The sequence below is a fragment of the Bacillus thuringiensis genome, assembly GCF_001595725.1.
Classification (GTDB): Bacteria; Bacillota; Bacilli; order Bacillales; family Bacillaceae_G; genus Bacillus_A; species Bacillus_A thuringiensis_K.
This window is the reverse complement of sequence record NZ_CP014283.1, coordinates 535,474-562,418: the sequence shown is the minus strand read 5'-3', so window position 1 is coordinate 562,418 and position 26,945 is coordinate 535,474. Positions and strand designations below refer to the sequence as shown.

The window sequence follows — 26,945 nt, the reverse complement described above, 5'->3', positions numbered from 1 at the left end:
AATTTTATTTACAAGGGCTAATTATTTAGCTGGCGTGAACTGATTTTAGGCTCTTATAATAAGTATTTTATAGCAATTTATAAAATAGATTTATGCAATTAATTTTGTAACCAATTAAGTATTTTTTCTGATACAACAGGATGATTCAAATATCCATATAATTTATGGGGGTTACATTTCCCTTTCTCATCTACCCAAAATGTGTAGATTTCAGGCTCATCTGTAATACTTCTAATAAGATTTCTCTCAAGCATTTGATGAAAATCATCCTTTATGTCACCATCATGTGCTACAAAATCATCTACAGCTCGAATATTAATCCAATTCATAATGTTAGTTGGGTACATTCCATCATTTGGTTCGTTTGAATCATAGAGACTTTTTTTCACTGCAGGCTCGCCTAATGGATTACCTAATGTCATCCACAATGAAATTTTTTTCTCCCATAAATCTTTATATTCACTCATCCTTGAAAACTTCCATAAAACGTCATAAGATACCATGCATCCCATGCTATGTGATATTAAGGCAATATCATCATTTGCTAATAAAGATTCCCTTAAAATTGGTTGCAAACGTTCACGAATTTGCGACCCTACTACCCTGCTAGTTAGATAAGAACCTAAATCTGGAAGGAGTTTATTTATTACTTTTTGAGTTATTCCAATTAAAGATAAGAAGGGGCTCGCAATTGTAGCTAAATCATCACCAAATTTTATAATTTCTTGTTTTTCAATTAATCGATCATAATCTTCTATTGTGTGCTTTTCAAGGGGTCTTTTTATTAGTTTTTGTAAGGGTTTGTTGTAAGTATTATCTGGAACATACCAATTATCTGAAATCCAAACGAGTTCTTTTTTTAATTCCGGTCTATTTTCCATCAATATTTGGTTTAAAATATCACCATAGTATACAACCGTTACTTTTACATCACCAACTTCAATTGCTTTTGCCATTTTTTTATTTATTCGCTGGATTCCATTTATTAGAGCGTTATTAACTAAAGTTTGCTTTATAGATTGTTGTGGTTTTGTAGATCTTCCATGAATAATGATTATATGTTTTTTTCTTGTCATAATTATCTTTCTCCTGTTGCACAAAGCTATAATGCGAAAGTGCAAAAATTTGTAGTTAACTAAAAAACTTTAACTTTAAGATGTTTCTAAATAAAAAGAGGCACATCATATCTATAATGTGCCTCTTTTTATTTTTTATTCAAACTAATATAGCAGATAACTTAAAAATCTCCCCTACTAAAGAAGAAATTTAATGTTCTTTATATATACGATTCAATACAAATGAAGTTATACAAATGATATTAGCCTTTAAAGCTTCTTTCGGCCAATTCGGGTATAATTCCGAAGCGCTAACATTTTTTATATACTCCTTAAAATCCACTTTATATCTTGGAGCATTTTCATAAGAATTCCCATCATGAACTATAATATATTGCGGTATTTGTAGATTATGTGCATGTAAAGGAATATCTGTAGAATACATAGAGTACTGCTGAAGTTGTCTTTCTAAATGCTGTTTAGTTAATTTATGCTGAGGTACATCAATAATTTCTATTGATTGCAGCTCTCCTGTTCGATTTATAGGAATCATTTCTACTCTTTGTTTTGCTGTAGTTCCCGCAAAAATTTGTACACCTCTAACTATTTTCACACCATAATTAGGTGCTTCAATTGTAAGGATATATTCTGAATAAGGTTTAGGGCCCGAAGGATCTGAAGCAGATTCTTTAGGGAGAGCAGATAAAGAAATGACACTTGTTAAACCAATATCATTTGTTTGAAGTGTGGTAATAATTTGACTACCCTCATCTTGCTTACGAACGAATACCTTTGCACCTTTGATTGATTTATCTGTATTCATTTCATAAACAGACACAATTAACTTGCCACTTGATGCGCGATAAGTATCCGTGTATCATAAAAAAATTGTTGATTATTCAAAAATATATTTGGTTGATAGCATAACTGCTTTCCTGTATCCCATGGATAAGAGAGATAATCAATCAAAACTATTCGCCCTGTCTCTATAACAATTCATTGCAATCACTCCTTTATATTTTTATTACTTTCAATGATTAATAATTAGGAAAGTATCCATTTTGATTATAGAATGATTGTGGGTAATGAGATATGGAGGAATTTGTCATAGAAGGTGTAGAGAAAGGATTAATAAACAATTGGTTTGTATGTTGAGAAGTTGTGTATGTTTTAATATTTGCATCTGTATTTGTCTGTACTGGTATGGGGTTATATTCCAAATCCCTTGTGGTACCTGCAGTATATTGTAATTCTTCAAGTAATCTCCATAGTTCTTTACGCACTACTCCTGTTACAGTAAAACTTTTAATTTTTTGAAATTCCTTTACTGATTTTTCAGTTTCAAGTCCAAAAAATCCATCTATTTCCCCTGTGTAAAAACCATACCTTTTCAATAAACTCTGTATCATTTTTACACTTTCTCCTTGATATCACAATTGGGGATTAGCCTTTGATGCAGCACCTTATGAAAATAATTCTATACCCTGGAATAACATCAAAAAATTTAAGCAAATGGGATATATAGGGGAACAACTTGGTCTAACTTGGGGTGGGCGCTTTACTACCCTAGTTAATTACCCGGATTTCGAATATTCTTTTGGATTAAGTACTTGGGATCTCCTTAACGGTATTACCCCTCCTATTTTAAATATATAGCTTTTCATATAACTTAAATTACATCAAGATTTTTTTCTATTTATAACATCTTCTGGAATTGAAAAATCGATTAAGGGGCCGTTGGATGACAATAAACTATTCTGTTAAGGAGCCCTTTAATTGAATAAAGGTTATTCAGTTAACAATGAGGTTGCGTATGAATATAGCACCTTAATAAACTATAGAGGGAAAATATATAATAACGTATTTTAAATTGCACCTTTAAGGAGGCGAAGTCGATGAGAAAATATTTTTATTTGATTGGGCAAAAAACAAGAGGATAACGTTTCACTAGCCCATAAACTAAGTGGTTCCTCTTCAATACTAGAAGGAGAGTATCAAATTGAAGAAAATTTATTTAAAGCCTATTGACAAAAGTAATTGGGAAGAAGCAATTAGACTGTCTGTTAAAGAAGAACAGCAAACATTTATTGCATCCAATCTCTATTCTATCGCAGAAGTTCAATTTCTAGATAATTTCTATGCAAAAGGTATTTATCTTGATAAAAAAATGATAGGATTTACTATATTTAGGATAGATCCTGCTGATAATAATTATTGGATTTATATACTTATGATTGATGAAAAATTTCAAGAGAAAGATATAGGTAAACAGGCTATATAACTGGTTATTGATGAGATAAAACAAGATAACTATACAAGCATCCCTTTAATCATGATTGGATATGCTCCTGAAAATCTTACAGCTAAATTTGTATATAAAAAGACAGGATTTATTGAAACAAAATTATCTTCTTTGGGTGAACAGTTAAGCTAAGTATTCTTTATGAGCACTTGGATTCTCCACATTGAATATTAGATTTATTAAAGTGGATATTTGTTTTTTATTAAGATGATTCTAATGTATAAATAAAAAAATAGGAGGAACCTATAGTGACAGCCCCCCTGCAAAAAAACTGTAATATACATGTTGAAAATAAATTTATTTTACTAATAATGAATATCCACCATTTTTATCATTAAATTTATACATATTCAAATAATATTTCGCTTTATAGTATTTCCTTCATCTTCACCACAAGCTACGCAATTTTGCATGCCTAATTCATGATAAGATACCCATGTCATTCCATTATTTTGTTTATTTACCACGGAGATATCCATTTCTTTTGGAACTGTAACATCAAACTTATAAACATCTGTTTGATCAGGATTAATCATACTTCCTTTTACAAGCTTATTAAACCGGAGTATCTTCTCTTCTTCAAGCGATCCATCTGTTTACGGATCTTTTTACAGTAACTTTTATTTGTTCTTTACTTTCTTTTCCTCTACTATCTTTAACTTTTAGTTCTACATTGTATATTCTTTTTCTCCATATACATGTGTAGGATTGGCTTCTGTACTTGTTTTACCCTCTCTAAAATTCCATAGATAAAAAATAATTTTTCCATTTTCACTTTCTGTACTATCGCTATGGAATTGAATTTCTTCATTAGAATCATAGGAAGGATAGCTTATTTGTTATTTAAGGAATATTTTGTGAGTAAGTTCAATTTATAATTATAGTCTTATATACATAAGGATTATTATTAACCCTCTCAATTACTTTAAGCGATGGTAACTTATCTAATTCAATGATCATAATATTATTTATCTTTTGAGATGAACTTTGAATTTTTATAATATTAATTTCATAATCACTGCATAAGGATGTTATAAAAGCGAGAAATTTACAACTATTTTTATTCCTCACCAAAATAGTTGGATTATTTTCTGATATGTTAAAATTAAAACCATTAATTTCTGAAATAAGTATTTTTCCTATATCATTTTTATATGTAACAACTTCTATACTTTCTTTTTCATTAAATAAAGAAATTTTTGCAGTATAAGAATAAGGTGTTTTTGCAAATTCTTCTACAAATTTAATTCCAGTGCTATTACCAATCCTAAAAGGAGCTTGTTCCAATATACTTTTTTCTGTAAGATTAAATATCCCTTTCAAAAAACCTATTTGCAATTCATATTTATTTGTAACGTTTTTAAAGCTTCCATAGACTGAAATATTCACTTGTTCTGGTCTTAAAATAAATAACTCTCTAGCTAACTTACCCATTTCAGTTCCTAAAATTTCAGGTGATAAATTATTAGTTTTTACAAGATCGAACATAGGACAACTCTCCATAATTAACTCCCCCCTCACTTAAAATACCCCATATAAATATGGGGTATTTTAAGTAGTAAACTACATGTAATTTTAATATTCTAAAATATCATTTGATTTATAATTAAAATAATTATATATATAAATATTATACTATTACTTGTTCTTCCTTCAAGAAAGGTATATCGAATGCAATAAATACCTCAGTCAATGCATTTGTTAATTGTATAATTTGTTCTTCAGTGTGATTTGGAGTAATATTTACCCTAAATCTCTCGGTCCCAATTGGTACAGTTGGTGAATTAATTGGTTGTAAATAAACATTATGTTTCTCAAGTAACTGACGTGCAGCAGCTTTACACTTTGTTGCATCACCAATTAAAACTGGTAATATATGCGTCTCGCTTGAATTCATAATTGGAATTCCTGCTCTTTCAAAAGAATTTCTCAACATTTCTGTTTTTTTATGTAAACCATCTCTTTCTACTTTAGAAACCTTTAAGTGCTCAACACTTGTATAACATGCCGCTACTATAGCTGGTGGTAGTGAAGTCGTAAATATAAAACCTGAGGCAAAAGATCGGATTGCATCAATCATTGGTCCCGAACCTGTAATATATCCTCCGATAACACCAATTCCCTTAGCCATAGTCCCTTGAATAATATCAACTGAATCCGCAATACCTAGATCAGCAGCTATCCCTGCTCCTCTAGGTCCATACATACCAATTGCATGAACTTCATCAAGGAATGTTAAAGCGTTATACTTCTTAGCAAGTTTAACAATTTCTTCAATTGGTGCAATGTCACCATCCATAGAATAAACTGACTCAAAAACAATTACTTTTGGTCGGCTATATGGTTGTGATGCAAGTAATTGCTCTAAATGTTCTGTATTATTATGCTTAAATATTGTACGCTCTACCTTCGTACTACGTATCCCATTAATTATAGATGCATGATTAAGTTCATCGGAAAAAACAATACAATCTTCAAATAAACGTAGTAAACACTGAAGTGTTGCATCATTTGACCCATATCCTGTCGGGAATACAAGTGCAGATTCTTTACCATGCCATTCAGCTAATGATGACTCCAATTCCTCATATTGATAATGTGTACCACCAATATTTCTAGAACCACCTGATCCCGCACCATATAAATTAATTGCGTTATGCATGGCTTCAACAACAACTGGATGTTGTGACATTCCTAAGTAATCATTACTGCACCAAACAACTACAGGCTGACTATCTTCTGATCCATTTAATTTAGCTAAAGGATATTGCCCACGAATTCGATTTAATGTAACAAACTCACGATATTGCCCACTTTTTTTCAGTTCTACTAGTTTTTCATTTAATATTTTTGTATACATATAGTGCCTCCAATTATAAGTTCTCTAACTATCAATTTAAGGGGGTAATGTAAAAAAATGTTAATAAATTTGTGGTGCTCTCTCATTATAGGCATAATACACAAAAAAAACAAACAAAAATTTTAAAAATAAAATTTTTTCGGTAAATTATATTTTTACTCTTCCTATATATATATATATTTATATTAAATTTTAAGCTTTAGTTCAATTAGAAATAGTGAAAAGCTTATAAATAGAGTGTTTACAGCCACTTATCTAACAAGAAAATGATTTTTTTGTTTTTTTAATTTATTTCTAAAGAGTTAGAAAATTAATATTGATATAATATTTAAGTCGTGATAATATTTGGCTCGTGAAAACTAATTTTACAAAAAAGGTATTTTTAGGTTATTAAAATTAATAGTTAAAGATCAACTATACATTCTCAAATTAATTTTATGATTATGAAAATAATTTATCATTATATTTTAATTAAGAGATAAATATGATGTCTTTAGTCTGGTTATTTCACCCCCTAAAAATACACATTCATCACACAAAGAACTTTAGGAGGAATTTTGATTATGCAAGAAAAATTATTGATTCGTAAAGCTACTATTCAAGACACTGAAGAATTAGTGGAATTAAGAAAGATTTTATTATCTAGTGGTGACACACATTATGCAGCAAAAAGTGAAGAAGATAATTTGGCCTGGCAAAATGCTTATCGCGATTGGATTAAAGAGAATATTTCAAATGAGGATGTACTGATTCAGGTCGGTCAATATGATGAAGATGAAAAAATATGTTCATGTGTTATTGGAATAATTGATTCACGCGCTCCTATGGTAGGTGCACTTAACGGACGAGTTGGTTGGGGACAATCTCTTGTAGTAAGCAAAGATAGACGTGGTCTAGGAATTGCAGAAGCAATGATGGATGCTTTTCATAATTGGTTTAGAGAAAATAATGTTCAAAAAATTGTTGTCCAATCTAGTAAAATGGCCGAAGAGTTCAATAGAAAAAGAGGTTATCTCCAAACTGGGGAACAGTTATTATTTAAAACAATAGAATAGGAGCGTACCAAAATGAAAGTTTTAATTATTGGAATGGGTTTTTCAGGGCAAATGTTTTTAGAAGCTTTCCAGAACATCTCACCTCTCTACAATAATGATATTGATATTGCTTATACTTCAAGATCTCAAAAAGATATTGATTTAGTGTATTATCCGACTATCGAATCTGCCTTGGAAGTATTTAAGCCAGATATTTTAGTAATATCCGTTAACGACGAAAATCATGGAGAAGTATTATTTTCAATTCAAAATTTCAATGGATTTGTAATATGTGAAAAGCCTTTTGTTGATCCAAATTTCAAGTTAGAAAATGCAGAGAAACTATTAAAATACACATCAGGCTTTTGTTTAAATATGGTTGCAAGATATTCACAAGCCGCTCGATTATTAAAAGCATATGTGAATGAAAATAATTTAAAATTAGTACGTGCCAACTTCTTATGGGAAAAAAATAGAATTAATGACTATCGACCTACAACAGGAGTTATCAGTGAAATTATACACTCTTTAGATCTTGTTCAATGGATCAACGGTAATTCACCATTACAATTAAGACATATTCAAGGGGTAAAGTCTGATTATTCAATCTCTGGAAATGAAATTTCAGATAGCGTTTCTGTTATGGGTGAAATAAATGGTGCTGTAGTAACAGGATATAGTAGTTTTGTAAACTTATTCAGAAGAAGAGAATTAGATTTTGTTTTTCAAGATGCTAATAATCAATTAATTTTTGCACAACTCTCTTATGACACACCAAACTGGTATGAAGATTCAGTAAAAATTTGGACAGAAACTAGCACACAATCTGAAGAACTGTTATACTTTAATTCCCTTGAACATGAATATAATGGGGATAGAAAAATAGAGCGAATTATAAATGTAGTCAAAGATGTTACTGATTTTGTTATGCTGGAAAAAGAACCTTCTTTTGGTTTTCCAAATCTAAAAGATGCAGTTCGCTTACAGGAATTACTTAATGAAATTGATTCTAAGAAATCGAGCTTTTATAGAGTTAAATATAACAGTTCTGAGAAAAGAGTCTTGCTCAACGAAAATAGCGGATTTGGACGATTAGGATAAAAAATAGCAAGGAACTTAAAATAAGTTCCTTGCTATTTTTATAAATTCCTGAACATAATGTCCTTCTACTTGTGTTAATTCTGTAGAATGTTTATAAGATATGTATATATTTCTATAATGCCGATCCGGTAATTCATATATCTTTATATTATCAAATGATTTTAAGAAAAGCTTTGGTCCTATAGAAATACCTATTCCTAGATCAATCATTTTCACAATTGTATTGCAGTCACTTATATACGAATGAACCTTAGGCTCTATACTGTGCTGATTCAAAAATTTCTCAACTTGATTTCTGTATGGCGCTGCTGGCATAATAATATTATTTTGATCAAAGAAATCCTTTAAAGAGCAATCATCAGGAATTAACTTTAAGTTATTTGGTGTTGCTATAACTAACTCGTCTTCCCAAAATGGGACGGATTCACATCCGAATTCCCCGTTAATTGTAAATCCCAGGTCAATTACTTTATTAATAACCCATTCTTGTATTTCATCATAAGTCCCCTCAAATATTATAATTTCTATAAACGGATACAATTTATTAAATTCTTTCATAATTGGAGGTAATATATGTTTTTTTACACTTGTAAAGGCTCCAATCCTCAGTGTTTTAGGCAATAATTGTTCATTAAAATTAGTCTCTATTAATTTACGGTTTATATTTAATATCTGACCAATATACTCATAAGCTTTAGTGCCTTGAGGAGTTAAAGTAATCGTCCGACCAGTTCTCAGGAATAAAGACGTTCCTAATTCCTTTTCTAAGCTAGAAATTGCATGGCTTACTGCAGATTGCGTCATGTTTAATTTTTCGGCAGCTTTTGTAAAACTCCCCGTTGTAATAACTGATTCAAAAATTTCATACTTAATAATACTCATGAGTTTTTTTCATCCCTTGCATTAATATTATTCATTTTATTTAATCCCATTCATTAAGTATACTAATATTAACCTACTTAAGCTAGACGAGTAATGATTATCAAATGTTATTTTACCTTAATTTAATCTGCAGATTTTTTAATTACTATGGCATTATTCAATAATTATATATAACTCAATTATTATAATTGTAAATAACATCATTATAGAGTTATATATTGATTCAATAATCATTCTCTATCTGTATAAAACTAGCAACTAGAGTGTATAAGATTGATAATTTATTATAATCTTGACAATGTAAAGGTGGCAGAACTATGAAAAAAGTTATCTTTTTAGCTATTGGTATGTTTGCCTTGGGATTCGATGCTTATATTATTGCTGGACTGGTTCCTGGAATTAGTGATACCTATCAAAAAAGTGCATCCCAAGTTGGGCAAGCGGTAAGTATATTTACATTATGCTATGCAATATCCGCTCCACTGTTTGCCTCTCTCTTAGCAGGGAAACCTATAAAAAAAGTTCTATTGACTTCAATAATTGTATTTGGACTTGCAAATGCATTAACCGCAGTATCTCCAAACTTTTCGATATTCTTAATATCAAGGGCGATTGCTGGTGTTGGTGCTGGATTATTTTCTCCTTTAGCTGTTGCAGGCTCAACTATGTTAGTACCTGTAGAAAAGAAAGGACGCGCACTTGGCTTAACAATCGGTGGCATGAGTATGGGAACTGTATTAGGTGTTCCGATAGGTCTTTATATCGCAGACAAGTTTGATTGGCAATCAGCAATGTGGTTTGTGGTAATACTTAGTTTAATTGCTGCTATTAGTATTCTTAAGTTTCTACCACATGTTCCAGTCACTGCACCACCTGCTATGAAAGAAAGACTTGCAATGTTTTTAGATAAAAGAGTTACTATCACTGTTTTAATAACATTCTTTGCAAGTATTTCAAGTTTAGGTTTATATACCTATCTATCTCCATTATTACAAGATCTTGATAGCACAAGTGATTTAACAATTTATTTATGGGCTTGGGGATTGGGTGGATTATTTGGAAGTATAACAATTGGATATTTAATTGATTACTTCAAAAAACCAAAAACTTTAATGGCTCTTATTTTAATTATTTTAACTGTCTCAGTTGTATGTATTCCGATAATGATTAATCTAACAATTATAAAATATTTACCATTTTTCATATGGGGAGCAATGGGATGGGCATCAGGAGCACCACAGCAACATATTTTATTATCCTATCAACCTAAGCACGGAAGTGCAGCTGTGGCCCTCAATAGTTCGATTAACTATCTAGGAAGTTCCGTAGGTGCCACATTAGGTGGAGTAGTAATTTCTCTTGGAATGGGGACTATGGCTCTAATCTACTTTGCGATAATTTCTATGATTATTTCATTAGGCCTACAATTTTATAGCATGAGAAGTAATACCTTTAAAATAGCTACTACTAAAAAGGCTGTTTAAAATAAATCTATTACATTTATAAAACATAAAAATGGGCATTAATTAATCTGTATCTTTTTATAAAGAAACAAAAAGAAGACGGTTCTTTTGAAACCGTCTTCTTAAAATAATAATACCATTTATCATATAGCTAGTTATTTAATTTTTTTTATTAAATAATTTGATTAAACAATTTATATTTCTATCATTCCTCTCTTCTTTCATATTCATCTGAAATAATATTTTTATCCCACCATATTTATAAATTAGCACCGCTTTTTATATTAAATTCTTTATTTTATCTAGTTACCCCGAAAAAACAGTCTCTCAGATTCGTTTGTATCGATCTTTAAATACCAAAACAATATCAAAACATACAAAACAACTTAAAAGTCTATTTTAAGTTGTTAAGGCGTTTAAAAAGAATTTAACTGTTTTCAAACGGTTTTGTTAAGCGATTTCTATATACTATAAGCTAATCTCTCAATTTTTCACCTTTGATTTCTTCTAAGCCTTTTTTAAATTCCATTTCTTTTGTAATATGCTTCATTTTAATTATATTAGGGCTTACATATAAAGCGACATGTTCTTCATTATTTATCAAATGATTTTCAGGTATGACCACTACTTTATTCTGCGTATTAATTTTTACTCATCTGATTACAACGATTACTTTTACAGGTTGTCCATTTTATATACCTGTAGCAAATACCAATAAATTAAAAACATATAAAAAAATATGAATGTAAGTAGTATACATCAATTATACTTCTTTTAACTTTTTGAAGATTTCCCATATGGTTGAGTGTCTCTATAAGCATTTTATTAATACGTGTTAAATGATAAAAGTATTAATTTAAAATCTCTTTGGATATTAATTTTTAAACTTTAATTAAACCTTCATTCTCTTAGAAATTCATAAATCAGTTGAAATATTCACTTCAAATTCATCTGTTGTTTTAGTGTCTATGTTTTTCCCATCTATTATCATCCTTATTTTTTGTTTCGTATTTGCTGTTACCACCCAAGCATTTGGTAAATAACGATCTTCATGAGATAATGTAGAAGGTGAGTTTATAACCTTGCCTCCTAAATATAGCGTAGCAGAAGAACCTCCATCCATAGCCATTGCATTTACTGCTCCTTTTTCATACAGGATATCTTGACACTCTTTTAGCGTGGCCCCTATGCTATGTGTTTGCCTACCGTCTATTACCAGAAACATTATTGTGCCATCTTCTTTTTGAGCCATAATACTTCGTGGTGCAGAACCCCAACCACCGTCTCCTTCTGTAATCATTTTTTCTCCATTTACAATTAACTGTGGCATAAATCCTGCCGCTGAAACGACTTGTTTATCCAAAAGTTGTTGGGTAGAATAATTTCCTGTTATCATTTGCCCAAACTTTGTTAAACCCGTAATAATTGTAGGGGTATTTCTATCCATATTCGTATCAATAGTCTCCCCATTTTCTATCACTATTCCAGTTGCAACATTTCCTCCACCCCTTCCTGTTTCATCAGCAAATCCACTTGCATTCACAGCAACAAGTGCATGATTACGCTTTGCCATTACGCTAATTTTTTCTCCTCTGTTAGCGCCCTGTGTTCCTTGATGGCTAACAAGTTTAACATTGAAGGGATTGCTAATAGTAACTAATTTTCCTTCAAAAAGAAAGCGACTATCTTTGTTACTTTTAATTGTTTCTACATCAATTTCTAATGGTTGATTTTTAAATTCTTCTAATCTTTTTCCTGCTATTTTTTTATAAATATGCTCATCACTATTTGACCATTTCGGATGATTAATTCTATCTTGCAATTTATCTAGTTCCTTTTGGGATAGGAATGTATATTTCGCATATTGTGGATGCTGAGAAGTTAGTATACTCCCAGCCATTGTTATGCGAAGCTCTCGGCCATAGCTAGTACCAAATAATATTCCTATGCCAATAAGCATGAAAATAGACAATAGAAGCAAAATTCGTTTGAAGATTTTTCTGAGATGTTTCATAGTTTTATCCTCCAGCATTCATTACATTCAATAAATCCATTAAAATATTATTTATCTAAAGACAAAATTGTTTGATTTCCTCATGCCTGAATTCCCAGCTATATTTTAGCAATTAGGGCAAAATACTTATTCCGAATTTCATTTTTTTCAGTGTATATTTATAAATTTAATAACGTTTTTGCAACCATGAAATAAATTACTAATCCTGTTCCGTCAACAAATGTTGTAATAAATGGACCTGAAACAACTGCAGGATCTAGTTTTAATTTTCTTAGAATTAAAGGTAAAACAGCAGCTACAAGAGAGGCCCAAATAACAATAAATAATAAAGTAATTGCTACAACTTGTGCAACTTCTGTTCCAACTCCTAACATATAAGCACGAGTGAGCCCAGCTATTCCAAGTGCAAGTCCGAGAAGCATCCCTATTGCAAATTCCTTTTTCATTACACGGAAAATGTCTTTAAATTTGACCTCTCCAATACCGATTGCACGAGTGATTGTTGCTACAACCTGTGTTCCTGTATTCCCACCAGTACCTACTAATAACGGAACAAAGAAAGCAAGAGCAACTACAGTTTCAATTTCGTCTTCAAAATACTTTAATACTGTACCTGTATATGCTTCAGCAACAAAAAGAAGTAATAACCATGGTAGACGTTTTAAGAAAATACTCCAAGTGCTAGCTTCAAAGTAAGATTGATTCAATGGTTCACTTCCGCCTAACTTTTGAATATCTTCTGTAGCTTCTGCTTCCATAACATTCATTACGTCATCAAATGTTATAATACCAATCATTTTATTATTTGCTGTTGTTACAGGTATTGCTGCTAAATTATAATTCAGAAGCTTTTTTACAACTTCTTGCTGGTCAACTTCAGCTTGTACTGAAATTACCTCTTGAATCATGATAGTAGATAATATCTCGTCATCTGCTGCTAATAATAACTCATGTATGGAAACGATCCCCTCAAGATAACCATGACTATCAAGAACATAACTATAAGATATTGATTCTACATTTTCAGAATGTTCCCTAATATACTTCAATGTCATTTTTACTGACCAATTTCCTCTAACTGCAACAAAATCACTTGTGACAAGACTTCCTGCCGTTTCAGGTTTGAAAGTCATCAATTTTTTTACGTTATGTTTTGTGATTTTATCTAAATACGCCATTAATTTAGCCTGTTTTTCCGGATGAACCGCTAGCAGTAAATCTACTAATTCATCAATCGGTTGTAAATTTAGTAACTTTTTAGCTTTGTTTTCAGATAAGCGAATTAAGATATTATATTTTTCTTCTGCACTCATATATTGAAGAATTTTAGAGCTTTTTAATACAGGAATCGTATTTAGTAATATGATTTGATCTTCAATTGAAAACTGTTTTACTTCTTGCGCAATATCATACGACGGATGACGTAAAACTTTCTCTGCATCCAAATTATTTTTGGTTACAAGTAATTCATTTAATAATTTCTTCATGTTAACTCCTCCTCATATTGCTAAGGGAGACTCTAGAGTTTCATGAGTGGTTTTGTTTTATTTTATCTGTCTTAAATTTTTTATTAGAGCAATAATAGTTACATTGCAATCAATTCATTATTTAGAATTACCTCCTTTTTGAATATAGACAAGATAAAACAAATAACATTAAACAGAAAAACCTTTACTCAAAAAGGAGTAAAGGTTTTTTACAATACAAATAAATGATTATTAAGACAGCTCTGCCAAAATCACAGAGGTGCCTTTCTATCAAATCGTATACCACTCCCTCGTTGAGTTTTAGCACTGTATAGCATAGGTTTTTATAACCAGCTACATTAAGAAGGGCCTTAATCCGACCGTTCCTGTTGACCCATTGGCGTCTCTCGACATTTTTGGGCAGCAGCGTTTCTCTATACAGGAGCCTCACCTAACAAAGTTTATTGAATTACTTCAAAATTTAAACCAGAATTTAATATTTGTCAACTGACTTTCAAATCCATTCATAAAAAATCTTTTATAGAAAATGAAATTATATTTTATTATAAATTTAAAATTCTCCTTAAAAAACATAGAATTTAAATAGATTTAATTCGAAGAAACGTTATAAAACATATGAAACTTATTGTTTTCAATCAAATTCCAACTTTATAACAGAGGATGAATGATTGGTTATTCTTTACTTCAAAAAAACATTTTTTAAAAAATCTTCTTTTATGATTAAAATCTTCTTTACTGTTTATCAAATTTATATGATTAAACTACTTAATCATACTTTACACTACAAGTCGAAAATATGTATTTATACGAAATGATTACATACATTTTCTCATATTATTTCTCAAAGGGCTATAAAGCTATAAATCATATAAAATTAGCAATACGGTTGCTTGACAAGCAAAAAAAATATATTTATGCTTGCTACACGAAACAAATACATAAAATTTATGTTGCTTAACCTGTTAGGTGAGGCTCCTATGCAAACACAGGCTATTGCCCAAAAATGTCGAAAGACGCCAATGGGTAGAACAGGAATTGTCGGATTAAGGCTCTTCTTAAGATAGCTAAGTAATGAATTTTCATTACTTTACGTTGTATAGTGCCAAAGCTCTACTAGGGGGAGAAAAGCCTTATTTAGTCATGCCATTTTAAATCCCTCTAGTTACATACTAGGGGGATTTTTGCGTAAAAAAACAGGGAGTAAGCGATAGAATCTTCCTAAACACAAGTCATATTTAGTAATTGACGAGAACAAGATTCTATTCATTAGCAAATGTAATATTATGTTTTGTTTTAAATCAGGAGGATATTAAAATGAAAAAAATATTAAAACTCGATTATCTATTGCTCCTTTCTCTATTCATAACATGTACTTTAGGTATTATCATGATGTATAGTGCAAGCTCCATTGTTGCTGTCCAACATTACGGTTATAACAGTAGACATTTTGTTGATTCTCAATTAACAAAGCTACTTTTAGGTACAATAGGATTAATAGTTTGTGCTTTACTCCCATATGAAATATGGAAAAAACGAATAGTCTCAATCTGTATTATGGTTGGGGGGATTTTTTTATTAATTATGGTTTTATGGAAAGGAAAAGTGGTAAATAACGCTCAATCATGGATCTTTGGAATACAGCCAGCTGAATTTCTTAAATTAGGAACAATACTTGTAACAGCCCGCTTTTTTGCATTACGACAAGAACAAGCTAAAAATAACTGGAGTGGTATCGGAAAACTTTTATTTTTTTTAGCTACAATTTTTTTTCTTATCTTTAAACAACCAAATTTAGGATCTGCACTTTTAATATTAGGTATAGGTTTTAGCATATTTCTATGCTCAGGAATAAATATTAATCTACTAATCAAAAGAACTATCATCAGTTCTATTTTGTGGTTACCTATTTTATATTTCTTGATTCAATATAGTTTGTCAGAAGTTCAAAAGACACGTATTACTACGATTTTCAATCCATTTCTTGATGCGCAAGGAAATGGATACCAGCTTGTAAATTCTTTTATTGCCATTGGCTCCGGAGGAATCACTGGTCGTGGATTTGGAAATAGCATACAAAAAACAGGTTATCTTCCGGAACCACATACAGATTTTATAATGGCAATAGTTTCTGAAGAACTAGGATTTATTGGTGTATTTATTATATTGGCTGGAGTTTTGACTATAGTACTTCGCTCCTTAAAAATTGCACAATTATGTGTAGATCCATTTGGCAGTTTTATAGCAATTGGTATAGGATGTATGATCGGTATGCAATCTGTTGTAAATTTAGGTGGTATTACAGGACTATTTCCTCTTACAGGTACCCCATTTCCATTTGTAAGTTTTGGTGGAAGTTCTTTAATGGTCAATTTAATAGCAATAGGAATATTAATTAACATTTCAATTTTTAATAAAATTGAGTTTGATAATCATAATATATAATTTTTATATATTAATTTAAAAAATTTTAAAATTCGACCTCATTAATTAATCTATATTTAAAGAATTTCTAATTATTTTTTTAACTGTATAAATATTAATATTTATGTTCGTTTTAATACGAAAAAAGGCAGGCATAAATATATGCTTGCCTTCCGTTCTCAAAATCAATTACACCTAAAACAACGTGAGGTTAACCAAATCTAGATACTGTCTTCTACGCCCTATTTTTTACTTTTCTAAAACAATTTCTGCTATTTCATTAGCATATTTTTTAGAGTCAAATCCATCATAGTTACTTAGTACTACAACAGTCAAATATTCTTTTGGAAACCGCATGAAGTGTGAACGATAACCTGCCCAGCTACCTGAATGTTCCAAGTATCGACGGTTAAAACCTTCTGCAAGCCTTAGCCCAAAAGCATAATCTTCATTGTCAATAATCGTCTCCCCAGTTGGAGAAATTTTCGGACCTATTTCGCTCATTCTTTTAACAAGTTCTTTTCCACCAACGGTGCCTGTAGTTAAATTTTCTCCCCATCTTACAAGATCTTCAACATTTGTATGAACTGCCCCATCACCTGTATGTTCCCAAGGGCTTTCATAGATTTTATATTTTCCTTGCTCATTCTTCGAATACCCACTAATAATTGGTATAGTTGTTGGGTAGCAATCTACAATTGTTGTGTCTCTCATATGTAAAGGATCAAAAATACGCTCCTTTGTAAATTGACGTAGAGACTTGCCACTTACCTTCTCTACCACTTTTGATAATAAAAAATATCCTGTATTGCTATACTCAAATTTTGTGCCAACTGGGAACCTTGCAATTTGATGATTTTTAAGGTGCTCTAACGATTCTTCCACAGTTAATGTATCTGTAAATTTAATATTTGCTAATACAGCCAATTCCATATAATCAACTAGTCCACCAGTGTGATGAATTAGGTGTCTCAATGTTACTGGTTCAGCATATGTTCCAATAGAAGGGACATACTTTACAATCGAATCATCTAAACTCAATCTTCCCTCTTGTTCTAAGAGTAATATAGAAAACGCTGTAAATTGTTTAGAAACTGAGGCGATATTAAAAACGCTCTTTGTGGTTATCGGTAGATTTTCCTCTATAGAAGCTAAGCCAACTGCACCTTTATACGTTACTCCACTATCAAAACTAGCAATATATGCAAAGCCAGGGGCGTTGGGTGAAAATTTGTTCAATAATTGTTTAATGGAAGTATGTGTCTTTTCATTATATGTATTATTCATCTCAATCACGTACCCTTCGCTTAAAGTGATTAAAAGTTATAGCATGAGTCGTATGGCCTATTATAAAAAGCAAACTTAATTAAGTTTGCCTCTTTAATGTTATTCCAAATCTCATTAGTTTTGATAATATATCTTTTGTTTACGCTGGAATGGATAAGTTTTAATTTCATCTGTATCTAAATTTTCATGAAATAGATGTATGGCTATAATTTGTCTACAATCATAGGTATGATAATAATATATACCAGACTCCATACACATTGCGCTTGTATAAATGGTATTATCTAATGTACCTTCTTCCGTTATCACTCCACCTTTTGGAAGCTCACAATTTGATAAGATATGAAAAATGGCCGATACCCCTTCCTCTTCATTATCTATCCCATGAATATTTTGTTTGCTATACGCCGCCCGAACAAACCTTGATGGTGGAGTGAAATCCCCAGGGATTCCCATCGAACCTGAACCTTGTCCAAAAGCACTCAATGATAAATCCCCCCATTGTGTAGGCTCATAGGGCTGTGATCTAAGACCAATATATTGTCTTAAATTTTGTAGATGCCAGTTAAACTCTGGACTATTGGTCATTACCCCTAACGGATTGTCATACACTTTTAGCCCCTCAGTTGTCGGCTCTAGTACAATACATTCTCCCCATTTATCCGCTATAATCCAATGTAGCGGCGGAGTAAGTCCTAAAATAGGTAATGGTACATCCAAAAAAGAAATACTATCAACAGACTTTCTTAACTCTTTAATAGAATTGAACTGCGTGAGACTCCAAGCCACAAAATCAAATGGAGCCAGATTCGTTTTATTGTCATCTATACTTTCATTATAAGCTGCGAAGCCTGGGAAATAGAGCGTTGCACAAGTCATACCTGCTTCATTTACTCCATCTGCCAGAATGACCCTTCCTTGATAGTTAATCCCCATCCCGATAACTGCTTGTTTCGTTTCGATGGTTTCACCAGTTATATTGTTCCATCGATAACTTCGAGGAACTATTATTACTTCTTGATTGAAATCTAATGTAAAATCCATCGTTCTTGCAAAAAGATGTTGACCGTTTTTTGTCTGTAATGTCAAACTAGTACACATAAAGAACACCCCTTTGTTTAGTTTATTTAAACAAAAACCCATTTAATTTCTATCCTTAAGTTGATAAGCACGAATCTTTTTTCTTACTCATATTTATTGATACTCCTTTCAAAATTTGAATTTTCTAATACAATAAGTCTATTACTATAAGGAAAATAAAAATGATCAAAGAGATTACTAATCTCCTTTATGATTCCCCCTAACAAGTTAAAGAGCTATTATAAACAAACTTCAATAAAAGATACCTTCTCCCTCCTTTTTTATTACTGGATTTTTAAGTGGTTGGATGTTATATAAAACAGAATTATTTATTGCATATGCTTCTTTCTAATTAATTCAACCTCCTAGTGAATAGAAATAAATGTGTGATGTGAATGTCTTAGATTTGTTAAATAGAATACAAGCAGTACTTCCTTCTATTATCGAGCGCCAAACAAATAATTAATAAAAAATTAGAGATTATCTGGAATATGTTTAGAATCACTTATTTTGCATTTTTCTTAGTCTCCTATTTAAACGGTATTTACTATGTAATTGTACATATTAACTAAATACTTAATAAACTCAATGTTACATGTGGTAAAATATATGAGAAAGGCACTTTCTATAAAGTAGGTTGTTAGAACAGAAGGCGTAACGCATCTTATATTCATGATGTAGCGTTACTGTTACCACCCATACATATGTAAACTATTTTTCAAATGAAGTCTATTGGTGTCTAGGATCCTGTTTTATAGGAAGGGTTTTTATGGGATGGGGAATATATATAGGAACATGGTTCAAGTCAAAGAAAAGGCACTCCTAGGAGTGCCTTTTCTTTGACTATTTAAATGTACGAACGCTTTCAAAACTATTAGATATAAATTGATGTACGCATTGTATTAAATGGTGCATTTATAGATGTCTTTTGGTACTCAAACGTTCCCTGTTGATGCCCAGAAGCATCCCATTTATAATACCAGCCAACGATCGGTCTTCCGCCAATTATAGTGGATCCAATACTTTTTACATTAGAGCCATTCATTTTAGCAAATGGATTTTGGCCATATCCCATTTCTTTCGTGGTAATATATAAGTATTTTCCTCCGTGATTACGTAATGTGCTAAAGCTGTTCTGGTCAATTGTTTCTACCCTGCCCAGTTCAGACTCTACTTGTACGACGTTTAGTGAAGTAAGAGGTGCTGCTGGTCCAGCAGAAGCCTCTGTTGCCATTCCTAATCCGACGAACGCTGTGATTGCTAACGTTGAAATCCCTAGTGCTGCTTTTTTAAACATAAAAAACATCCCCTTCCATCTATTGTTTTCACTTACATTGCCAATATATTCCTTATAACCTTATATATAAATAGATAACAATTGTAGAAATAATAGAAAGAACATTCCGATTTATAAACAGTGAAAATTTACTTTCAACAACTTGAATAAAGCATAAAACAATAATTCGAAGAGCTGCACGAGCAACCTCTGGTCATTTACCGCTGATTCTACCAAGCTGATCCACGAGACTTGTCAGAAAGCCAACCTCGGCATCGGAATCATCCCGAAATCTGCGTTTGAGCTGGCGAACCACAGTAGTCTGGAAATGGACAGTCCTTCCCTCCAGACCAGGATCGCGGCAATCTGAATCAAGGAACGTTACATGTCCTCATTGACCAGAAAGTGCTTGAAAAGTTTCAGTAAGGAATGAATCGACTGTCCACTCCTTTGAATTATAACCATAGGGTTCCGTGTAGCTTTGAAATAAAGATTGATAGAAAAGTGCTTGAAGCTTTATGTCCCCTTGGTTTAACAAATGATTTTTTGTAAATAATATGTTTGTTAAAAATTTAATTAAGGGGGACTTGTATGCCACAGGATCGAAAAGCAGAAGTTCAAAACGATACATACAAAAAAAGAGATTATGCCAGATAATTCACAATCTCTACCACTTCACATGCAAAAAGAGCTGCCTCACGAATTTTCTGTAAATCCTCTGTTTGCCCATGAAGGAGAATCCGTCGTTCCACGCTTTCATATGTCTGATGAAGACATGTTACCCGAAACATCGTATCAAATCGTCCATGATGAAATTGCTCTTGATGGCAACACCCGCCTGAATCTTGCAACATTCGTTAGCACATGGATGGAGCCTGCCGCAGAGCAATCATATGCAAAATCATTCGACAAGAACATGATTGACAAGGACGAATACCCACAGACAGCTGAAATTGAGGAGCGGTGTGTCCGTATCTTAGCCAACCTCTGGCATTCGCCCAGCCCCCTTACGACTATGGGCGTTTCAACTGGATCGTCAGAAGCATGTATGCTCGGTGGGCTTGCCTTAAAGCGACGCTGGCAAAATGCACGTAAAAGCGAAGGGAAGCCGGTAGATCGTCCCAATATTGTGTTTAGTTCTGCTGTTCAGGTCGTTTGGGAAAAATTCGCGAATTATTGGGAGGTTGAACCACGCTATGTGAAGGTTAGCCCTGAACATCCTCAATTGGATCCTCAGGGGATCCTCGCAGCCGTGGATGAAAATATGATTGGTGTAGTACCGATTCTTGGTGAAACTTATACCGGTCTTTACGAACCGGTTGCCGCAATTTCGAAAGCGTTGGATGATTTACAGGCGAAGACTGATCTTGACATTCCCATGCATGTGGATGCAGCTTCGGGAGGATTTATAGCACCGTTTCTTCAACCAGATTTAGTCTGGGATTTTCAATTACCAAGGGTGAAGTCCATCAATGTATCCGGACATAAATATGGATTAGTCTATCCTGGATTAGATTGGATAATTTGGCGGGAAGCTGAAGATCTCCCTGAGGATCTAATCTTTCGCGTTTCCTATTTGGGCGGAAATATGCCGACTTTTGCCCTGAATTTCTCTCGTCCCGGTGCACAAGTTCTCCTGCAATATTACAATTACTTACGTTTAGGGAAAAGTGGGTACTATGATGTCCAAAAGACTTCTCAGAAAGTCGCTCTTTTTCTAAGCAAGGCCATTCAGAAGATCGAATCGTTTGAACTTTTGTCCGATGGGTCGGATATTCCTGTTTTCGCTTGGCGACTGAAAGATGGCTACACATCAAACTGGAATCTTTATGATTTATCTCGACAATTGCGTGTGTTCGGTTGGCAAGTACCCGCCTATCCATTGCCTCCAGATATGGAAGTGGTGACAATTATATTTCTGCAGTCATATGAAGCTCCTCAAGTCCTCTTTATCTTTAAATAAACTTCCATATAATAATGATTTCGTTAACCATTCGAAAAATCCCCTTTAGCAGAATAAAGATTAGTTAATTGTTCATTTCTGTTAACTTTCTGTATAACGAAGCTCTGGACACATTTGTAATTTTACAAATGTAATTTACGGTCATTCCTCCTTTTTTATATAGCTTTACTGCATAATTTATTCCCGCGTGATTTTTATGATATTTCTTTAACCGACCTTTAAACTTCCCTTCTTTCTTAGCCAGTTCAATCCCTTCACGTTGACTCATACGGATAAAATCTCGCTCTAATTGGTTAATACCACCCATAACCGTAATTAAGAATTGGCTGTATGGATTATCTTCAGCTAAATCTAGCCATGAATGGATTGGCAAGAGCTATTTTCTTCTGAAAGCAGGGTAAGCTTAGGGAAGCATCAACTGCAAAGGGCTAGTGCCTTAAATATAATCATTAATGTCATCAGTATCTGGAATACCTTACATCTAACAAAAGTAGTTGAATATCAAAAACAGGCTGGTAGTTTTAATGAAGAATTATTGCGCCATATGTCGCCTCTAGGTTGGGAACATATTAATTTACTAGGAGAATATCATTTTAATTCGGAGAAAGCGATCTCATTAGATGCTTTAAGACCACTAAAACTTTCTTAACGTTGTTAAAAACAGAGGAATCGTCAGGAAAATAAGCTTAACGTTGTAAATCTGCATTTTCCTGACGGGACCCCGTTTTGGGGATATTCAAAAATATTATACGGTAACCCTTATAAATCCATTTTTCTAATTTATGTATATTATTTAACTAATTCCCCCATTAATTTTCTGAGCTACTTTTAAATCTTTTGTTTTAAATCCGCTATTTATAGCCCATCTATAAAATAGAAATGAAACAATTGAAATAAGTACCATATCCCATCCATAAGTTATAATATTTAACCCACCAAATCTTTCACTTCCAGTGTACGATATACAAATCATAAATAATAAATACCCGACAATCCATAATCCAGCTAAAAAATTCTTTTTAAATCCAACCCATTTTGTTTTTAATTGATAATAAAAATATATAGGTAAGCCCATAAGTATAATAAACATTACTTCTCCTGTTAATGGCCATCTTGCCCAATATAATGTTAATGATGCAAAAATGAACCCTAAAGGTGCAATAATATTTAATCCTTTTATATAGAAAGGACGATGAAAATTAGGCGCTGTTTTTCTCAGAGTCATTACTGTTATAGGTCCAGTAACATATGAAATTAATGTAGCTACTGAAATAACTTCAGCTAAAACACCCCATCCTTTAAATAAAAATAAAAAAACAAAACAAATCATTAAATTAAACATCATGGCAAATCTAGGCACACCATATATAGGATGTAATTTCCCAAAAACTTTAGGAAAATATCCATTCTTCTCCATTCCGTATAGCATGCGTGATGTGGTTGCCATATAAGTAGTACCTGTACCAGAAGGAGATACAAAAGCATCTAAATATAATACAATAACTAACCAATTAATATTTAGTGCTATCGCTAAATCAGCAAATGGTGAATTGAAATTTAAATTCGACCATCCATTAATTATCATATCGGGATTTACAGCACCGATAAAAGCAATTTGTAATAATACATATATTACAGTTGCAATTAAAATGGATCCTACAACTGCCCGAGGAATAGATTTCCCTGGGTTCTTTGCTTCACCAGCCATATTAATTGGGCTTTGAAAACCATTGAATGCAAAAATAACACCAGATGTTGCCATAGCAGTTAATACATTTGACCAATTAGATACATGAAAGTCCTGATGACTAGTAAAGTTCTCTCCATGAAATCCAACAAATAGCAATGCACCAATTGTAAGACCAGGAATTATAATTTTAAATATAGTAATTAATGAATTCACTTTTGCAAATAGACTAACTGTCCAATAATTTAAAAAGAAATATATGATTATAAGTAAAGAAGCAGCTGCAAGACCTTTTGAAGTCAGCATTCCATTATCCACTAAATCTTTGGCCCAACTTGCCCACTCCCAAGGCCACGAGCTCATATATTGTATTGAGGCTATAGCTTCAACCGGAATAACTGAGACGATGGCTATCCAATTAGCCCATGCAGCAATAAATCCTACGAAATCTCCATGTGAATATTGGGTATATTTTACCATTCCGCCAGCCTCTGGAATCATGGCTCCTAACTCGCTATATGGTAAGGCAATAAATAATATTACAATCATTCCTAAGACCCAAGAAAAGATAGCGGCCCCCCCGGATATTTTGGCGGCCTTCCATGCACCAAATAACCAGCCAGATCCTAAAATCGAACCAATCCCAGTCATTGTAAGCGCAAAGGTTCCTAGCTTACGTTTCATATTTTTCATTTTTCACACGCCCCTCGTTTACAAAATAAATAGAATCCTCTTATTCATTAACCTTTTACTCATATATACTCCCCCCTTTTATTTAAAGTAAGAATGTAAGTTTTATAGACTAATTCACTATAAAGTTTATCTCCAATCAACTCTTTATAATGTATGTATACCCTCTATAACTCTCTCTAAACCTAAAAACTTTTAACTACATTTGTTACGGAAAAACATCGTAATCTAGTATGCCTCTATATTGAGGCTTCAACGAATCGTGTTGGTGAAGCACTAATAACCACATTTGTAAGAGTCTACCTCTGCATTAAGAATATTTTAGTTCTAATAGACAAATTTCATCTTGTCAATGTTCTTAATTTGATAGGCATGGGATGTTCCCCCAGATGCATTCAAGATAGACAAGGAAATGAAGGAAACTGTTATAGAAATTTCTATATTTCTTTGGTAATTTATCGCTCCTTTCTTACAAAAAACTCAACTCTATTACGTCAAAAAGGTTCTGTATGAAAATATGTAGAATTAGCACATATAAGGTATTTTATAAATAAAGAGGTGATTGTGTTGAAGTATTTAACAAAATCAAAAAACTCATCAACAGGTCTGAGGGGATATTTGGAATCCTATCCGTTAACTTCATTTTTTGTAATGGCATATTTATTCTCATGGATTGTATTAATTCCATTTATCTTATCTCAATGGGGTATTTTCCCTAAAACAAAGGCATTTGATATTTTCTTTTTTGCCAATGCATTTGCAGGCCCTATGTTAGCAGCGTGTATCATGTTGCGAACTCTTGAAGGCAAAGAGTCATGGAAAAAAGTTAGAAAAAGTATTCTAACTACTAAGGTCGGTTTGAATTGGTACTTGTTTACTCTCATCGTTATCCCAGCTGCAATGTTTCTGGGGATGGTTATAGTAAATGGAGAGATACCTACTTTCCGTGACCTTAATTTTGAATTTTTTATAACCTATCTCTTCTCTTTTGTAGCAATTTTCTTTCTCGGTGGGCCTCTACCCGAAGAAATCGGATGGCGTGGTTTCGCTCTGCCTCGATTACAATCGAAATTTGGACCGTTAAAAGCTACATTACTACTTAGTGTTTTGTGGACTTTTTGGCATCTTCCACATTTCTTAACGGCTGCACAAAGGGGTGGCCCGGGTTCTGACCTTTCTCTTCTATATATTCATTTACCAATTTTTATTTTACTATGTTTGCCGATCTCAATTATTCTTACTTGGGTCTATAACTGCAATCACGGTAACTTATTTATTGTCATGCTAATTCATGCGAGTGTAAATACGTTTAGTTTAGCACAAACTCATTCCACCAACCCTGTTTTAAAGAATACGGATATGTTTGTAGTGATAGGATTGGGATTTGTCGCTTTACTTATTCTTATTTTCACACGAGGCAATCTAGGGTATAAACAAACTTTTACTGAAGTAGAGTTCAGTAACAATGAAAATATAAGTAAATAAAAACAAAAATCATAGAATAATAGGTTGATGACAATAGTGTACAGACACACTGCTATCAAGTTAAAAATCATATTCTTCTCCAAAACAAAAAACGTCATTCTTTATTCAAGGTGAAATATTATTGTTTGCAAAGAGATTCTCCCGATATTTGGTATCATATACCTTGGATAAATTAGATAGAAAAATAGGATTTTTTCAACAGGAAAATAATTTATAGCGGAAAGAATATAATTATATTGATTATAATAATGTGTTTTAATTTGTACCTTTAAGGAGGCGTTGTCAATGAGAAAATATTTCTATTTCATTGAGCAAAAAAATAAGAGGATAACGTATCACTAGCCCATAAACTACGTGGTTCCTCCTCAATATTGGAAGGAGAGTATCAGATTGAAGAAAATTTATTTAAAGGCTATTGACAAAAGTAATTGGGAAGAAGCAATTACACTTTCTGTTACAGAAGAACAACAAACATTTATTGCATCCAACCTTTATTCTATCGCAGAAGTTCAATTTCTAGATAATTTCTATGCAAACGGTATTTATTTTGATGAAAAAATGATAGGATTTACTATGTTTGGGATAGATCCTGATGATAATAATTATTGGATTTATAGACTTATGATTGATGAAAAGTTTCAAGGGCAAGGTATAGGTAAACAAGCTATACATCTAGTAATTGATGAGATAAGAAGAAATAATAACGCAAACATTTCTATAATAATGATTGGATATGATCCTGAAAACCTTACAGCTAAATTTGTATATAAAAAAGCAGGATTTATTGAAACTGAATTATCATCTTGGGGTGAACAGTTAGCTAAGTATTCCTTATAAGCACTTGAATTCTGCACATTG

At 32.3% G+C, this 26,945-nt stretch carries 16 protein-coding genes, 8 pseudogenes and 2 riboswitches; of the genes and pseudogenes, 10 read left to right on the top strand and 14 right to left on the bottom strand.

The annotated features are described in order from the left end of the window. Positions 1-98 precede the first annotated feature (98 nt). The 3 genes and pseudogenes from AXW78_RS28615 to AXW78_RS28605 all read right to left on the bottom strand — a co-directional run. Positions 99-1,076 (bottom strand): hypothetical protein, encoded by a 978-nt coding sequence (locus tag AXW78_RS28615; protein ID WP_000197076.1) that lies wholly within the window; start codon positions 1,074-1,076, stop codon positions 99-101. Between the two features lie 193 nt (positions 1,077-1,269). After that, positions 1,270-2,024: pseudogene (locus tag AXW78_RS28610) on the bottom strand (SpoIID/LytB domain-containing protein); the annotation flags it as partial. A 68-nt stretch (positions 2,025-2,092) separates the two neighbouring features. Next, positions 2,093-2,482: pseudogene (locus AXW78_RS28605) on the bottom strand (peptidoglycan-binding domain-containing protein); the annotation flags it as partial. Position 2,483: 1 nt separating this feature from the next. On the opposite strand from AXW78_RS28605, the pseudogene AXW78_RS33490 reads away from it, so the two are divergent. Both AXW78_RS33490 and AXW78_RS28600 read left to right on the top strand, forming a co-directional pair. Continuing rightward, positions 2,484-2,711, top strand: a pseudogene (locus AXW78_RS33490) (M15 family metallopeptidase); the annotation flags it as partial. A gap of 343 nt (positions 2,712-3,054) precedes the next feature. Beyond that, positions 3,055-3,502, top strand: a pseudogene (locus AXW78_RS28600) (GNAT family N-acetyltransferase). Positions 3,503-3,654: 152 nt separating this feature from the next. Here AXW78_RS28600 and AXW78_RS35595 read toward each other — a convergent pair. The 3 genes and pseudogenes from AXW78_RS35595 to hemA all read right to left on the bottom strand — a co-directional run. Continuing rightward, a pseudogene (locus AXW78_RS35595) lies at positions 3,655-4,169 on the bottom strand (PKD domain-containing protein); the annotation flags it as partial. A 55-nt stretch (positions 4,170-4,224) separates the two neighbouring features. After that, the gene (locus AXW78_RS28590; RefSeq protein WP_000443211.1) at positions 4,225-4,860 is read right to left on the bottom strand and encodes an ACT domain-containing protein; all 636 of its coding nucleotides are present in this window, start codon (positions 4,858-4,860) and stop codon (positions 4,225-4,227) included. Positions 4,861-4,987: 127 nt separating this feature from the next. Then, positions 4,988-6,217, bottom strand: a complete 1,230-nt coding sequence (hemA, locus tag AXW78_RS28585; RefSeq protein ID WP_000288160.1) for a 5-aminolevulinate synthase — start codon at positions 6,215-6,217, stop codon at positions 4,988-4,990. Between the two features lie 563 nt (positions 6,218-6,780). Between hemA and AXW78_RS28580 the strand changes: the two genes are divergently transcribed. Both AXW78_RS28580 and AXW78_RS28575 read left to right on the top strand, forming a co-directional pair. After that, a complete protein-coding gene (locus AXW78_RS28580) occupies positions 6,781-7,272 on the top strand; it encodes a GNAT family N-acetyltransferase (RefSeq protein ID WP_001156574.1) in 492 nt (163 codons plus the stop codon). Between the two features lie 12 nt (positions 7,273-7,284). After that, the gene (locus AXW78_RS28575; protein WP_000866048.1) at positions 7,285-8,352 is read left to right on the top strand and encodes a Gfo/Idh/MocA family oxidoreductase; all 1,068 of its coding nucleotides are present in this window, start codon (positions 7,285-7,287) and stop codon (positions 8,350-8,352) included. A 15-nt stretch (positions 8,353-8,367) separates the two neighbouring features. Here AXW78_RS28575 and AXW78_RS28570 read toward each other — a convergent pair whose 3' ends face one another. Continuing rightward, entirely contained in the window at positions 8,368-9,234 is an 867-nt protein-coding gene (locus tag AXW78_RS28570) for a LysR family transcriptional regulator (RefSeq protein ID WP_061884986.1), read from the bottom strand. Between the two features lie 317 nt (positions 9,235-9,551). On the opposite strand from AXW78_RS28570, the gene AXW78_RS28565 reads away from it, so the two are divergent. Continuing rightward, positions 9,552-10,718, top strand: coding sequence for an MFS transporter (locus tag AXW78_RS28565; protein WP_000755603.1), 1,167 nt, complete (start codon positions 9,552-9,554; stop codon positions 10,716-10,718). Between the two features lie 895 nt (positions 10,719-11,613). Here the strand turns inward: AXW78_RS28565 and AXW78_RS28560 are convergent. Together AXW78_RS28560 and mgtE are read right to left on the bottom strand one after the other, a co-directional pair. Then, positions 11,614-12,711 carry a phosphodiester glycosidase family protein gene (locus tag AXW78_RS28560; RefSeq protein ID WP_000681833.1) on the bottom strand — a complete coding sequence of 366 codons (1,098 nt, stop codon included), beginning with the start codon at positions 12,709-12,711 and terminating at the stop codon, positions 11,614-11,616. A 158-nt stretch (positions 12,712-12,869) separates the two neighbouring features. Continuing rightward, positions 12,870-14,198 carry a magnesium transporter gene (mgtE, locus tag AXW78_RS28555; protein WP_000735187.1) on the bottom strand — a complete coding sequence of 443 codons (1,329 nt, stop codon included), beginning with the start codon at positions 14,196-14,198 and terminating at the stop codon, positions 12,870-12,872. Between the two features lie 279 nt (positions 14,199-14,477). Beyond that, positions 14,478-14,643, bottom strand: a riboswitch (M-box (ykoK) riboswitch). A 506-nt stretch (positions 14,644-15,149) separates the two neighbouring features. Beyond that, a riboswitch (M-box (ykoK) riboswitch) is annotated at positions 15,150-15,326 on the top strand. A 186-nt stretch (positions 15,327-15,512) separates the two neighbouring features. Here mgtE and AXW78_RS28550 point away from each other — a divergent pair. Then, on the top strand, positions 15,513-16,640 hold the full coding sequence (locus tag AXW78_RS28550) for an FtsW/RodA/SpoVE family cell cycle protein (RefSeq protein WP_000722125.1): 1,128 nt from the start codon (positions 15,513-15,515) through the stop codon (positions 16,638-16,640). A gap of 228 nt (positions 16,641-16,868) precedes the next feature. Here the strand turns inward: AXW78_RS28550 and AXW78_RS28545 are convergent, their stop codons facing one another. The 3 genes from AXW78_RS28545 to AXW78_RS28535 form a co-directional block, all read right to left on the bottom strand. Continuing rightward, entirely contained in the window at positions 16,869-17,906 is a 1,038-nt protein-coding gene (locus AXW78_RS28545) for a serine hydrolase domain-containing protein (protein WP_001066670.1), read from the bottom strand. A gap of 114 nt (positions 17,907-18,020) precedes the next feature. Further along, positions 18,021-19,007 carry a choloylglycine hydrolase gene (bsh, locus tag AXW78_RS28540; RefSeq protein ID WP_000337606.1) on the bottom strand — a complete coding sequence of 329 codons (987 nt, stop codon included), beginning with the start codon at positions 19,005-19,007 and terminating at the stop codon, positions 18,021-18,023. An 853-nt stretch (positions 19,008-19,860) separates the two neighbouring features. Next, positions 19,861-20,283 (bottom strand): DUF4879 domain-containing protein, encoded by a 423-nt coding sequence (locus AXW78_RS28535; protein WP_000472926.1) that lies wholly within the window; start codon positions 20,281-20,283, stop codon positions 19,861-19,863. Between the two features lie 570 nt (positions 20,284-20,853). Between AXW78_RS28535 and AXW78_RS28530 the strand changes: the two are divergent. Continuing rightward, positions 20,854-22,177, top strand: a pseudogene (locus tag AXW78_RS28530) (glutamate decarboxylase); the annotation flags it as partial. Between the two features lie 112 nt (positions 22,178-22,289). Here the strand turns inward: AXW78_RS28530 and AXW78_RS28525 are convergent. Beyond that, positions 22,290-22,586: pseudogene (locus AXW78_RS28525) on the bottom strand (helix-turn-helix domain-containing protein); the annotation flags it as partial. Between AXW78_RS28525 and AXW78_RS28520 the strand changes: the two are divergent. Then, positions 22,580-22,874: pseudogene (locus AXW78_RS28520) on the top strand (Tn3 family transposase); the annotation flags it as partial. The pseudogenes AXW78_RS28525 and AXW78_RS28520 overlap by 7 nt on opposite strands. A gap of 144 nt (positions 22,875-23,018) precedes the next feature. Here the strand turns inward: AXW78_RS28520 and AXW78_RS28515 are convergent. Next, positions 23,019-24,605 carry a glutamate/serine transporter AimA gene (locus AXW78_RS28515; protein ID WP_000794168.1) on the bottom strand — a complete coding sequence of 529 codons (1,587 nt, stop codon included), beginning with the start codon at positions 24,603-24,605 and terminating at the stop codon, positions 23,019-23,021. A 564-nt stretch (positions 24,606-25,169) separates the two neighbouring features. Between AXW78_RS28515 and AXW78_RS28510 the strand changes: the two genes are divergently transcribed. Then, positions 25,170-26,087: a CPBP family intramembrane glutamic endopeptidase gene (locus AXW78_RS28510; protein ID WP_000876424.1), complete on the top strand. Its 918-nt coding sequence runs from the start codon at positions 25,170-25,172 to the stop codon at positions 26,085-26,087. Positions 26,088-26,477: 390 nt separating this feature from the next. Next, positions 26,478-26,924, top strand: a complete 447-nt coding sequence (locus AXW78_RS28505) for a GNAT family N-acetyltransferase (RefSeq protein WP_000725625.1) — start codon at positions 26,478-26,480, stop codon at positions 26,922-26,924. The last annotated feature ends 21 nt before the right edge of the window (positions 26,925-26,945 follow it).

Excerpts from the sequence above, each read along its gene's own strand:
- AXW78_RS28550 (WP_000722125.1), top strand. The coding sequence starts at position 15,513 with ATGAAAAAAATATTAAAACTCGATTATCTATTGCTCCTTTCTCTATTC.
- AXW78_RS28575 (WP_000866048.1), top strand. The coding sequence starts at position 7,285 with ATGAAAGTTTTAATTATTGGAATGGGTTTTTCAGGGCAAATGTTTTTA.
- AXW78_RS28615 (WP_000197076.1), bottom strand. The coding sequence starts at position 1,076 with ATGACAAGAAAAAAACATATAATCATTATTCATGGAAGATCTACAAAA.
- AXW78_RS28590 (WP_000443211.1), bottom strand. The coding sequence starts at position 4,860 with ATGGAGAGTTGTCCTATGTTCGATCTTGTAAAAACTAATAATTTATCA.
- AXW78_RS28545 (WP_001066670.1), bottom strand. The coding sequence starts at position 17,906 with ATGAATAATACATATAATGAAAAGACACATACTTCCATTAAACAATTA.
- AXW78_RS28515 (WP_000794168.1), bottom strand. The coding sequence starts at position 24,605 with ATGAAAAATATGAAACGTAAGCTAGGAACCTTTGCGCTTACAATGACT.
- AXW78_RS28535 (WP_000472926.1), bottom strand. The coding sequence starts at position 20,283 with ATGTTTAAAAAAGCAGCACTAGGGATTTCAACGTTAGCAATCACAGCG.
- AXW78_RS28560 (WP_000681833.1), bottom strand. The coding sequence starts at position 12,711 with ATGAAACATCTCAGAAAAATCTTCAAACGAATTTTGCTTCTATTGTCT.
- AXW78_RS28570 (WP_061884986.1), bottom strand. The coding sequence starts at position 9,234 with ATGAGTATTATTAAGTATGAAATTTTTGAATCAGTTATTACAACGGGG.
- hemA (WP_000288160.1), bottom strand. The coding sequence starts at position 6,217 with ATGTATACAAAAATATTAAATGAAAAACTAGTAGAACTGAAAAAAAGT.
- mgtE (WP_000735187.1), bottom strand. The coding sequence starts at position 14,198 with ATGAAGAAATTATTAAATGAATTACTTGTAACCAAAAATAATTTGGAT.
- bsh (WP_000337606.1), bottom strand. The coding sequence starts at position 19,007 with ATGTGTACTAGTTTGACATTACAGACAAAAAACGGTCAACATCTTTTT.
- AXW78_RS28580 (WP_001156574.1), top strand. The coding sequence starts at position 6,781 with ATGCAAGAAAAATTATTGATTCGTAAAGCTACTATTCAAGACACTGAA.
- AXW78_RS28565 (WP_000755603.1), top strand. The coding sequence starts at position 9,552 with ATGAAAAAAGTTATCTTTTTAGCTATTGGTATGTTTGCCTTGGGATTC.